At 73.7% G+C, this 11,725-nt stretch carries 10 protein-coding genes; 4 read left to right on the top strand and 6 right to left on the bottom strand.

Features of this window, described 5'->3' with window-relative positions; all coding sequences use genetic code 11:
* The first annotated feature begins 13 nt into the window (after positions 1–13).
* On the top strand, positions 14–703 hold the full coding sequence (locus tag DEJ19_RS13300; RefSeq protein WP_111233244.1) for a hypothetical protein: 690 nt from the start codon (positions 14–16) through the stop codon (positions 701–703).
* A 46-nt stretch (positions 704–749) separates the two neighbouring features.
* Here DEJ19_RS13300 and DEJ19_RS13295 read toward each other — a convergent pair whose 3' ends face one another.
* On the bottom strand, positions 750–1,109 hold the full coding sequence (locus DEJ19_RS13295) for a UBP-type zinc finger domain-containing protein (protein ID WP_110863463.1): 360 nt from the start codon (positions 1,107–1,109) through the stop codon (positions 750–752).
* Between the two features lie 140 nt (positions 1,110–1,249).
* On the opposite strand from DEJ19_RS13295, the gene DEJ19_RS13290 reads away from it, so the two are divergent.
* Entirely contained in the window at positions 1,250–1,909 is a 660-nt protein-coding gene (locus tag DEJ19_RS13290) for an acetolactate decarboxylase (RefSeq protein WP_181441529.1), read from the top strand.
* Positions 1,910–1,940: 31 nt separating this feature from the next.
* Here DEJ19_RS13290 and DEJ19_RS13285 read toward each other — a convergent pair whose 3' ends face one another.
* Both DEJ19_RS13285 and DEJ19_RS13280 read right to left on the bottom strand, forming a co-directional pair.
* Complete coding sequence (locus DEJ19_RS13285) at positions 1,941–4,808, bottom strand: ATP-binding protein (protein WP_111233246.1); 2,868 nt, start codon at positions 4,806–4,808, stop codon at positions 1,941–1,943.
* Between the two features lie 179 nt (positions 4,809–4,987).
* The gene (locus DEJ19_RS13280) at positions 4,988–6,943 is read right to left on the bottom strand and encodes a LuxR family transcriptional regulator (RefSeq protein WP_111233247.1); all 1,956 of its coding nucleotides are present in this window, start codon (positions 6,941–6,943) and stop codon (positions 4,988–4,990) included.
* A gap of 263 nt (positions 6,944–7,206) precedes the next feature.
* On the opposite strand from DEJ19_RS13280, the gene DEJ19_RS13275 reads away from it, so the two are divergent.
* Positions 7,207–8,262, top strand: coding sequence for a Dyp-type peroxidase (locus DEJ19_RS13275; RefSeq protein WP_111233248.1), 1,056 nt, complete (start codon positions 7,207–7,209; stop codon positions 8,260–8,262).
* Positions 8,259–9,065, top strand: a complete 807-nt coding sequence (locus tag DEJ19_RS13270; RefSeq protein WP_111233249.1) for a family 1 encapsulin nanocompartment shell protein — start codon at positions 8,259–8,261, stop codon at positions 9,063–9,065. The genes DEJ19_RS13275 and DEJ19_RS13270 overlap by 4 nt, the downstream gene beginning before the upstream one ends.
* 166 nt (positions 9,066–9,231) lie before the next feature.
* Here DEJ19_RS13270 and DEJ19_RS13265 read toward each other — a convergent pair whose 3' ends face one another.
* The 3 genes from DEJ19_RS13265 to DEJ19_RS13255 all read right to left on the bottom strand — a co-directional run bounded on the left by DEJ19_RS13265 (position 9,232) and on the right by DEJ19_RS13255 (position 11,685).
* A complete protein-coding gene (locus DEJ19_RS13265) occupies positions 9,232–10,104 on the bottom strand; it encodes an aggregation-promoting factor C-terminal-like domain-containing protein (protein WP_111233250.1) in 873 nt (290 codons plus the stop codon).
* 298 nt (positions 10,105–10,402) lie between these two features.
* A complete protein-coding gene (locus DEJ19_RS13260; RefSeq protein ID WP_027466277.1) occupies positions 10,403–10,858 on the bottom strand; it encodes a MarR family winged helix-turn-helix transcriptional regulator in 456 nt (151 codons plus the stop codon).
* Positions 10,859–11,034: 176 nt separating this feature from the next.
* Positions 11,035–11,685 (bottom strand): GntR family transcriptional regulator, encoded by a 651-nt coding sequence (locus tag DEJ19_RS13255; RefSeq protein WP_111233251.1) that lies wholly within the window; start codon positions 11,683–11,685, stop codon positions 11,035–11,037.
* Between the last annotated feature and the right edge of the window lie 40 nt (positions 11,686–11,725).

The raw sequence follows: 11,725 nt of genomic DNA, 5'->3' as shown, positions 1-11,725 counted from the left end.
GAGGAGTCCCGTGATGCCCGACGAACCCGACACGACACTGCCGACCGCCGCCGAGTCGATCACCTCCCTGGACCGGCCGACCGCCTTCTTCAACGCCCTGATGACCGAGCACTTCGTCCTCGAGAGCGCGCGGAGCATCACGGTCAGCGAGTCGAGCAGTCGCTCCTCGCTGTACCTCACCACGCTCTCCAGCTCGCTCGTCGCCTTCGGGTTCCTCGCGCACACGCCCTTCGCGCTCGGGTTCCTCGGCGCGATCATCCCGGTGATCGTCCTGCTCGGCGCGTTCACCTACGAACGCCTCGTCGAGACCTCGCTCGAGGACGTCGCCGCGCTCGCCGCGATGCAACGGATCCGTCGCTACTACGGTCGGCTGCTGCCCGAGGCCGACACGTACTTCCCGATGCCCCGCGGGCGGCACGCGGCGAACGAGCTGCTCGACATCGGCCGGACCCCGTCGTGGTACCGGCTGCTGTTCACGATGTCGTCCGCGATCGCGGTGGTGAACTCGATCGTCGCCGGCGCCGGGGTCGCCATCCTGGTCGACCAGCTCGGTGTCGACGACCCGGGTTCGATCGCGTGGGGCGTCGGATCGGCGGTGGTGCTGGCCGTGGCACACCTGTCGTACCAGGTGCGGTCGCACACCACGATGCACGAGGTGATCGCCCGGTCGGAGGCGCTCGACACCGACCGCAGGCTGCCCTGACCGGTCGCGGGAGGCCGCGACCGGCCGCGACCGGCCGCGACCGGTGTCAGCGTCGCTCGGCCAGCTGCTCCGACCAGTCGCGGGGGAGTCGGTCGGCCGGGCCCGGGACCGACTGGGTCGTCGGGTGCGCCTGCGGGTCGGCGAGGCGGGGTCCGTCCACGAAGTCCTGCATGACGAAGTCCCAGAACCACCCCTCGCCGGGCTCGAACGACTGCATGACCTCGTGCCCGGTGACCGCGAAGTGCGCGGTGGCGTGCCGGTTCAGGGAGTCGTCGCAGCAGCCGACGTGCCCGCAGGCGGCGCACCGACGCAGGTGCACCCACCACGAGCCCGTCGCGTCGCACTCCACGCACCCCGTGCCGGACGGGGGGACGGACGGGGAGACCATGTTCGCGCGTGCACTCATGGTCCAACCGTGCGCCGCGCACCCACCGGAGCGCTTGAGTCAAACGGCGCTGGTCCCGCGCGGGCGGACTTCCTACGGTCGAACCGAGGCCGGACGAGGAGTGCGTGGTGCGGGAGACGACGGATGACAGGACCACGTCCTTGACGACCCTCGCCACGTGGGCGCAGCAGGTCGTCGACGATCCTCGGCACCGACGACCGGCCGTCCACGTCCCGGTCGCCGTCGCGGACCTCGGTCGGCACGGCACCCTCGGGCTCGGTGCGCTCGCCGGTACCGGCACCGGCACCGCCGATGGCCTGGTCGTGTTCGACCGCCGGTGCTTCCGGATGCTGCCGGACGGCGCCGCAGCGGTCGCGGACACGGCCGACCCGGTCGCGTTCGCGGTCGTCTCGACGTTCTCGCCCGACCTGGTGGTGACGGTCGCGTCGGTCGCCTCCGTTGCCGACCTGGAGGCCCGGATCGCCGCCGTCCTGCCGCCGCGCGACTTCGCGGTGGCGGTCTCGGTCGACGGCGTCTTCGACGAGGTCCGGACCGAGGACGGCACGACCGGGACGACGGTGCACCGCGCGGTGACGGGGCGTCTCGTCGGCTTCCGGACGCCGGGCCCGAGCGGGGTCCGTGCCGACCTGCACCTCGGGTTCCTCGACGCCACCCGCACCCGCGCCGGAGCGCTCGCCGGGTTCGCGGGGTTCTCCGGGCGGATCGAGCTCGGCTTCTCCACCGCGCCGCACCTGGCGGTTCGTGCGCTCGGTGCCGGGTTCGACGACGACCGCGATGTGACCCGATGTGACCCGGAGTGACCCGGTGCGCCCGGCGCTGCCCGACCGGAGGTCAGCCGGAGCGGTGCTGCCGGAACCGCGCCGCGAGCTCCCGGCGGGAGGCCACGCCCCACTTCGCGTAGACGTGGCGGACGTGGCTCGTCACCGTGTGGGTCGAGATGAACAGGTCGGACGCGATCTGCTGCGTCGTCAGGCCGGCGGCGACCCGTTCGACGACCTGGGCCTCGCGAGCGGTGAGCCCCGGGAGTCCCGAGGCGCCCGACGCAGCGGGGTCGGCGGTGGCCGCCCGGACGGTCACGCCGACGCCCCGCAGGTGCCGCCGCGACCGTTCGGCCTCGCGCAGGGCACCGGCGTCGTCGAACAGCTCCGTCGCCTCCCGCCACACCTCGACGGCCGCGGGCACGGAGCGCCGCCGCAGGGCGCTCCCGAGGTCCTCGAGCGCCGCGGCCAGCACGAGCCGGCGGTCGACCCGGCGCAGCCGCTCCACCGCCGCACCGAGGTGCTCCACGGAGTCGTGGACGAGTCCGTGCACGTGCAGCCAGGTCCCGCCGCACAGGTCGTTGTCCGGGTTCGCCGTGGCCCGGAGCCGTGCCACCCGTTCGATCCGCTCGAGCCGGTCCCGTCGGCCCCCACGGATCGCGATGCGCGCGAGGTGGACGTCGTCGGCGAAGTCGGCCGGGCTCGACATCGACGCGATCGGTTCCTCCAGGCTCCGCCACGCCACCTCGCTGCGGTCGACGGCGGCCCGGGCGTCGCCGTGTGCGTCCGCTTCGAGCGCCAGCAGCCACGAGCCGGAGCGTGCGAAGGCCGGATCGGCGTGCAGGGCCTCGGCGAAGTGCCGCGTCCGGTCGGCCGCTGAGCGGTCGCCCTGCAGCAGCGCCGTGCGGAATAGGACCGTCCCGGCCGTGAGCGCAGCGAACTGACCGAGCTCCAGGTCCTCGGCCAGGTCGAGGACCGACTCGGCCGACGTCTTGGCGTCCTCCAGACGGCCCTGGTCGAAGAGCACCCGCGTGCGCAGCATCATCCAGGCAGCCGTCGGGCGGGCCAGGTGGTTGCGACGGGTCTCGATGGCGTTCGCCTCGGCGATGCGTCCGGCACGGTCGGTGTCGCCGAGTGCACCCGCGAGGAACGCCACCCAGAGTCCCTCGGGCAACCAGGTGCTCGACGAGCCCCCGGTGGCAGCGATCCGGCTCATCGCCGACGTGATCGCCTGCGTCGCATCCGCGAACCGGCCCTCGTTGAAGGCGAGCACGGACGCGCTGGCCTCGAAGGTGGCGACGGCGACCGGGTCCGCCTCGCGGTCGACCGTCGCCCGGGCTTCCCGCAGCGCGGTCGCGAGGTCCGCGTGCCGCCCGGCCTGGGCGAGGTTCAGCGCGCGGACGGCGAGCAGACGCGACCGCACGCCGGCGCTCACGCCGGGCAGGGCCAGCGCGGACTCGACCGTCCGCAGCGCATCCGGCGTCGAGCCCTCGGTCTGCAGCCGCGCCAGGGTGAGGTGCAGGCGTGCGTCGTCCTCCGGGGCGAGGCGGCCCTGCAGGGCGTCGAGCAGCGCACGGGCCTCGGCCGTCCGACCGCTGTGCCAGAGCAGCGGCAGGACGTCGACGACGACGCCGGGCAACGCCGGGGTGCCGTGCGCGAGGTCGGCGGCGCGGAGGGCGAGCGCGCCGGCCTCGGTGGGATCCGTGCTCGCGAGGTCGATCGCCACCGTGCGCAGGACCTCGGCGGCCCGGACGTCCCCGCGCTGCGCCACGGTGGCGATGCGCGCGGCGATCGAGACCGGTGGGACACCCTGCCGCAGGAGTTCGTCCACCGCTTGCCGGAGCAGGTCGTCGCGGACGGCCGCGGGGATCATCGACTCCGCCGCCTCGCGGAGGACGTCGTGGCGGAACGACAGGTCCGTGCCGTCGTCGACGAGCACCCCCGCCTCGATCGCTTCCTGCAGCCCGGGGAGCAGCCGCTGCACCGGCTGGTCGAGCATCGCAGACAACGACCGCACCGAGAACGAGCGTCCCAGGGTCGCTCCGACCTGCACGAGCTGCTGCGTGGGCTTCGACAGGCGTCGGAGGCCCTCGCGGATCGACGCACCGAACCTCGCCGGCAGTGCAGCGCCCGGCATCGTGGCGACGCCGTCCACGACCGCCAGCAGGCCTTCGTCGACGAGCCCGCGGACGAGTTCGGCGACGAGGATCGGGATGTGCTCCGTCCGGCGCGCCGCACGCAGGACCGAGCCGTCCGGCGTCGCGCCGACCAGGTCGGCGATCATCGCGGCCGTGGCTTCCTCGTCGAGCGGGTCGAGGTCGACGAGCCGTCCCGTCGCGGCGAGCTCGTCGACGGTCGCCGTCACCGGCGGGTCCTGGTGCTCGGTCCGGACCGCGACGACCCAGAGCACGGGGACGTCGGCGAGCCGGCGCGACAGCGATCGGAGCACCGCCAGGGTCGTCGTGTCGCACCACTGCAGGTCGTCGACGACGACCACGACGCCGTCCGACGCCGCGGCCCGCTCCAGGTCGTCCTGGAGCTGCTGGAGGAGCCAGTACCGCGCCTCCGGGTCCAGCGTCACCGCGCTGAGCCGGACGCGGTCGGAGATCGGCCGGGGCCCGGCGCCGAGCGCGTCCATGATCGGTGCGAGCGTGATCAGGCGTGCGTCGCGGTCCGTGCGACCGACGGCCACGCGGAGGCCGGCCGCGGTCGCCTGGTCGACGACGTCCTCGAGGAGACGCGACTTGCCGACCCCCGCTGCTCCGCGGACGACGAGCACGTCACCAGCACCCCGTGCCAGACCGGCCACGGCATCGGCGACGAGGGCCTGCTCGATGCTCCGGCCGCGGATCGGCAGCCGGTTGCTGGGCACGGCGGACACCGGCACGGAGACCTCGTCTCCGCGGGGGAGCAACTCCTCGTCCGTCAACACGGCGGCCACCAGTCCTCGTCGGTGGCTGGAGTCTACGAACGGACCGCGGGCTCGCGACGGGCCCTGCCGTTACCCCGGCGACGGGTTCCGGTGACGCTCCCGGGTCGTCCGCCCGGGGTGTCGCGGGTGGTGGCCGGGGCATCCGGGGCCCGCGGGGCGAGCGGCCGGCGAGGGTGTCCCTGACAGGGTCACGTCCGGACGTCGCCCGTCGCATCGCCTCCCAGTCGCAGGAGTGCATCCCGGAGTCCGGCGCGCGTCGTCACGCCGAGCTTCGGGAACAGCCGGTACAGGTGCCCGCTCACGGTGCGCGGCGAGAGGTACAGCTGCCCGGCGATCTGCTTGTTGGTCAGCCCGGCAGCGGCGAGCGACGCCACACGGCGTTCTTGTTCGCTCAGGTCGACCGCCTCCAGCGCCGTCGGCAGCGGACGGGCGGCACCGGCTGCGCGTAGCTCGCGTTCCGCGCGGGCCCGCCAGTCACCGGCACCGAGCACCTCGAAGGCGCGCGCCGCCATCCGGAACTGGCCCCGGGCCTCCAGTGCGTGCATCCCACGACGCAACCACTCGCCGTAGGCCAGGCGGACGCGGGCCACCTCGAACGGCGAGACGTCGCCGTCGACGCTGGCCAGCGCGTCCTCGAAGAGGGCGCGGGCACCGTGCGTCTCGTCGACGACCGCTCGGCAGGCGAGCAGCACCAGGGAGCGGCGCGGGGTCGGCTGGTCGGTGAACGCCCGTTCTGCCCGGGCCACCAGCGCGGCACCGTGGTCGGCCAGGCGGAGCCGCGCAGCCGACTCCACCGCGTCGAGCAGCTCGATCGGTCCGTAGCTGCTCTCGAGCCACCGCTCCGCCCTGCCCGGTCGCGTCGCCGAGCGGCTGTAGGCCTCCTCGAACCGTCCCGTCGCGACGTCGAGCGCGGAGCGGGCGTGCTCCGCAGCCCGGGCGACCAGCGGCGTGCCGTGCTGCGCCGCCCACCGTGCGGCGCGGTCGGCCTTCCACGCCGCCTGCTCCGGCTCGCCCTGCACCGAGAGCACCAGTGCCTGCAGCGCCTCGGTCAGCGCGACGAGCGTCCCGGCCTGCCAGCGCTCGGCCGCTCGGAGCACGTGGTCGAACGCCGCCCGCGCCGCGTCGAGCCGCCCGGCCTGGTAGTGCGTCACGGCGGCACGGCACGAGCTGAAGTAGCCGACGAGCCCGGCGTCGCCCGCTCGTCGGAGCACGGCCTCCACGTGGTCCCGGCGCGGATCCGTCGAGTCGAGCAGCGTCCACGCGATGTGCAGTGCCACGGCCTTCCACGGTTGCGTGTCGGCAGCGGATGCGTGCACCTCGCGGTACAGCGCGGCACGCTCGTGCTCGGTCCGGCCGGATCCGTCCACACAGTCCTCGACGAGCCGCAGCACCGGGTCGAGGTCACGGTCGGCGGTCAGCGCCAGCGCCTCGCCCCACCAGGAGTCGTGCCCGCCGAGGTAGCAGAGCACGTGCAGCGTCGCGACCAGGACGTCGTCGGTGCCCGCCCGGTCGGACTCCCGGAGCGCGGTCAGGACGGTCCGCCTGCCGGCGTGCACGTCACCGGACCGGACCGCCCGGACGAACTCGACCGCCGCCACCAGCGACGGATCGGGTCGGGTGCCCCGGCGGACGGCCCGTTCGGCCTCGGTGTCGACGAGACCGAAGTCCCCGGTGAAGGCGGCCGTGACGGAGACGTCGGCCGACGGCAGCCGGGTGCCCGATCCCGCCAGGGCCCGGCCCTCACGCACGGCGACCACCACGACCGTCCCGAGGTCCCGCGCCAGTGCGGCGAGCAGGTCGTGCAGCACGGTCCTGGCGTCCTCGTCGAGCGCGTCGAAGTCCTCGACGAGCACGACGCTGCGGGTGGGCCCCGGCGCCCCGGCGTCGTGCGCCCGGACGAGGGCGAGCCACGGGGCCAGCGACGCGGCCTCGATGACGGGGTCACCGCCCACCGCACGCCACCGGACGACCGTGTTCCCGTCCGCCCGGGCAGCGTCGGCGACGTCCGCGAGCGCCCGCGCCCGGGCGGACGCGTCCGGTCCGGTGACGACCACGAAGGGATCGGTGCCGCCGGACGGCGATCGCAGCGCTCGCCCGATGCCGTCGTCGTGCGCCGGTCGTGCGTCCGAGATGCTGATCGTCATCGTCGCTCCTGGATCGTCGGTCGACTGCGCCGCCCGGGAGGCCCGTGGCGGCTACTCCGGACGCTAGCGACGACGACGCGGTCACCACATCACCCCGTGGTCGCGAGGGCATCCCCCCTTGCGGAGCGGGTCATCCGACTCAGGCGTGACGGGGTGCCGGGTGGCGATGCTCGACGGGAGACACCCCACGGCACCGAACCGCACCGTCAGGACGGCTGCGGAGGAAAGGCGGACACCATGGCCTCCGTCCACGGCGCACCCTGATGCCCGGCGCACCCGGCAGCCGCGTCCCCATCGACGCGCAGAGCGTCGACGCACCGCTGTCCCGTTCGGCGGTGTTCCTGACCCTCGACGTCGGGCCGGACGACGACGACCTCGATGCCGTCCGCGACGTGCTCAGCGACCTCGACGGCCTGCTCAAGACGGTCGGGTTCCGCGACCTCGACGCGCACCTGTCCTGCGTCGTCGGCATCGGGGCGGTGGCGTGGGACCGGTTCTCGCCGCACGCCCGCCCGGACGCGCTGCACCCGTTCCCCGCACTGACCGGGCCGGTCCACTCGGCGCCGTCCACCGGAGGAGACCTGCTCGTCCACATCCGGGGCGAACGCACCGACGTCTGCTTCGAGTTCGAACGCCTGCTGCTCGCCGCGCTCGGGGACCACGTCACCGTGGTCGACGAGGTCAGCGGCTTCCGGTACTTCGACACCCGCGACCTGCTCGGCTTCGTGGACGGCACGGCGAACCCGGTCGCGCAGGACCTGGCTGCCTCCGCACTCGTCGGCGCGGACGACCCGGACTGGGCCGGTGGCAGCTACGTCGTCGTCCAGAAGTACCTGCACGACCTGGCGGCGTGGAACGCCCTCGGGACGGACGCGCAGGAACGCATCATCGGCCGGTCGAAGTCGGACAACGTGGAGCGTGACAGCGCCACCGAGGTCCGGCCGTCGCACAAGTCGCTCGCGACCATCGTCGACGACGACGGGGTCGAGCACGACGTCCTCCGCGACAACATGCCCTTCGGTCGACCCGGCAGCGGCGAGTACGGCACCTACTTCATCGGCTACAGCGGTGAGCTCTGGGTGCTCGAACGGATGCTGGAACGGATGTTCGTCGGCGATCCTCCCGGGACGTACGACCGGCTGCTCGACTTCTCACGTGCGATCACCGGAGCGACGTTCTTCGCACCCGCACGCGATCGTCTGGTGGACCTCGCCGCGCTCGCGGCACCACCGTCGCCGTCCGTGGTGGCGGCTCCCGACGCCACCGGTCCCGGTCTCGGCATCGGTTCGCTCCGCAGCACGGAAGGGCACACGCCATGAACCACCTCCTCCGCGAACTCGCGCCGTTCGGCGACGACACCTGGGCGGTGCTCGACGCCGAGGCCCGTGACCGGCTGGTCCCGGCGCTCGCCGCGCGGCGCATCGTCGACTTCGACGGACCGCGCGGCTGGCAGTGGTCCTCGGTCGACCTCGGCCGCACCGACGCGGTGACCGGCGGGGTCGCCGACGGCATCACCGCACGGCGACGCCGGGTCCTGCCGCTCTGCGAGGTCCGTGCGACCTTCACCGTCGCGCTCGAAGAGCTCGTGGACTCCTCCCGCGGCGCCACCGACGTCGACCTGGGCGACCTCGACGCGGCCGTGCTGCGGCTCGCGGCCCACGAGAACCGGGCGACGCTGCGCGGGTGGCCGGAGGGCGGCATCACCGGGGCCGGCCACGCGTCGACCCAGCCCGAACAGTCGCACGACGGCTCGCCGGCGTCGTTCCGGGCCGCGGTCACCGCTGCGGTCGCCGCACTCCGCGACGTCGGGGTCGCCGGGCCGTACGCCCTGGCGTGCAGCCCCCGTGACTGGGCGGACATCGTCGAGACCGACGACGCCGGCACGCCCCTGCGTGAGCAGCTCGAGGGCATCACCGGCGGTCAGGTCGAGCGAGCGCCCGGCATCGACGAGTCGCTGCTGATCAGTCAGCGCGGCGGGGACTTCGTGTTCACCGTCGGCGAGGACCTGGCCCTCGGCTACCTGGGCCACGACGCCGTCGACGTCACGATGTACGTCGAGGAGACCTTCGCGTTCCGGGTGAACACCCCCGAGGCGTCCGTCGTCCTCCGCCGGTCACTCTGAGGAGCAGGCGCGACGAGCGGCGCGACGGGCGGGTCCGTTGCCCACCCGCGCAGACGTGCGCGTCGCGCGGGTGGGCTGACCGCGACCACGCAACGGACGGGAGGCCCGTGGCGGATCCGCCACGGGCCTCCCGTCCGTCTGCGGGTCGCCGTCGCGACCGCGCCGATCAGTAGAAGTTGTTCGCCTGCGAGTGCCCCCACGCCGCGCACGGGGTGCCGTACGCCGAGCTGATGTACTGCAGGCCCCAGGTGATCTGGGTGGTGGCGTTGGTGCGCCAGTCCGCGGCGATCGTGGCCATCTTCGAGCCGGGGAGCGCCTGCGGGATGCCGGTCGCGCCGCCGTTCGCGTTGACGGCCTGGTAGTTCCAGCCGGACTCCTTGGTCCACAGGTTGTCCAGGCACTGGAACTGGTCGGCACCCCAGCCGTACTCCGACGATGCGAGCGAGCTCGCCGTGGCCTTGGCACCGGCGACGGTGTTGCCGGCGGCGAGCTTCCGGGCGGCCTCCACTGCCTCGGCGGCAGCCTTCCGCTCGGCTGCGGCCTTCGCTGCGGCCGCGGCCTTCGCGTCGACGTCCCGCTTGTCCTGCGTGGCGCTCGCCTGGGCGACGTGCGTGGTCGACGCGACCGTCGTCGAGATGCGGTTCGTCAGCGCAGCGCCGGACAGGTCCGGGTAGTCGCTCAGCGCGTCGACGCGCTGTTCGAGCGCCGAGGTGTCGACCTTGTGGTTCGCGGTCTGCATGACGGTCTTCGCCGTGGTGATCGTGGCGGCGGCTTGGGCGCGGTCGAGCGCGGTGCCGCGCAGGGCGGGCTCCGCGGTCGCCGAGGCGCTCGGGGTGCCGGTCGGCATGCCGAGGGCCTCGCCGATGGCGGGCTGCGTGCCGACGGTCAGGGCGCCACCGGCGACGGCGAGGACCGCCGCGCCGCCGGCGATCAGTGTCGCGCGGTGCCGCAGGGCCCGACGCATCCGGCGGGTGGGGGTGTTCAGGGCTTCACGTCGGGTCGAGGCCGTCGTGGTGGGGAGCTCAGGGGTGTGTCGCATCGGTTCCGCAGGTCGGCGGCTCGGTGGGGGAGGGACTCCCGCTCGCGCGACCGAGGTCGTACGGGCACGCCGGAGGCTGGCGGTGTCGGTGACACCGTCGGCGACGACGAGGAGTCCTCGAGCCGGTGAGGACCGGACGGTGGTGTGGGGCCCGTCCGTCCGCCGGGAGCAGCCGTGGGGTGGCCGCGGTCAGGCGGAGCCGACACCATGACCGGTCAGACTGGGCAGCGCGTCCAGGAACGCTGGCAGAACGGTCCGTCCACCACTTGGTAACGGTTCGGTAACGGTCCTACGAGGCCTAGAAGGTGTGAGGTTCCTGGGCGTGCTCGCCCTGGGCGACACGCTCGAGCGCGGCCAGGGCGCCGGCGATCGCTTGGACGTCCGACTCGTCGAGCTCGGCGATGAGTTCGGCGACGATCCCGGTGCGGTTCGCGCGGGCCTGCTCGACCGCCTCGATGCCCTCCGGCGTGGCCGTCACCATGAACGCCCGGCCGTCGCGCGGGTCGGCCTCGCGCTGGATGAAGCCGCGCTGCTCGAGCTCGGTCAGGATGCGGGTCATCGTGGGCTTCGTGACCACCTCGATCCGCGACAGGTCGCCGGGGCGCAGGGGTCCGTGCCGCTGGATCGACGCGAGCGCCGACACGATGCCGTACCCGAGCGAGGCCGAGTCGGTGCGGGCCCGTCGGTTGATCCGACCGACCGCGGCGGCCAGGCGTGCGGCGACCTCGGTACGGTCCGTCGGGCGGGGGTTCATGTGCTGCTCCGGGTGCCTGGTTCAGGTGGTCGCCAGCGATGCTATCGGTCCGCGCGGCCCCGGGACTGGGAGCGTCACGCGCATGGCCGGGCCGCCGACCGGGAGGCCCGTGGAACGTTGACCGCCCGCCTCGCGTGCGCGAGACAGGCGTTTCCTGTACGGGAGTACAGGTGGACTCAGTGCTTCTCGCCCGGCAGTTGGTGGATCGCCTCGGTCGCGAGCTCGGCCGTGACGTTGTCGCCGGATTCGGTCGCCGCCCGGAGTCGCCGGAAGTCCTCGGTCATCCGGTCCCAGTCGACCAGTTCGTCGAGGTTCGGCAGGCGCAACCGGAACGCCAGGCCGTCCATCGTGTCGCGGCAGACGCGCTGCAGGTTCTCGTTGCCGCACTCGGCGACGTACAGGGCGAAGACGTCGAGGGCGTCGTGGTTGACGGCGGCGACCTCGTGGGCCTCGAGCTCGGTGATCGTCTTGTCGAGCTGGGCCAGGATCTTCTTCCGGCTCGCCGAACCGAGGCGCGGGACCGCGAGCCGGACCACGCCGCCGAACAGCACGCCGAGGGTCTGCATCGCTTCGACGACCTCGGCGGGGTCCGGCGTGGTGACACGGGTGTACCGGTTCGGGGCCATCTCGATCAGGCCGGCGCGGGACAGCTGGCTCAGGGCCTCGCGGATGGGCGTCCGGGAGACGCCGAGCCACGAGATGAGCTCGTCGTCGTTCAGTCGTTCCCCGGGCAGGAGCGTGCCGTCCATGATCGCGTCGTGGATCTTGTGGCGGACGGTGTCACGGAGCAGCTGGTGCTCGGTCGGGGCGCTGCGGGGGACCGGCATGCGTTCTCCTTCGGGGGCGGCGGCGTCGGGGCGCCGGGCG

Source organism: Curtobacterium sp. MCSS17_016, assembly GCF_003234255.2.
Taxonomy (GTDB): domain Bacteria; phylum Actinomycetota; class Actinomycetes; order Actinomycetales; family Microbacteriaceae; genus Curtobacterium; species Curtobacterium flaccumfaciens.
The sequence above is the reverse complement of the archived record's forward strand: the minus strand, read 5'-3'. Positions and strand labels throughout refer to the sequence as shown.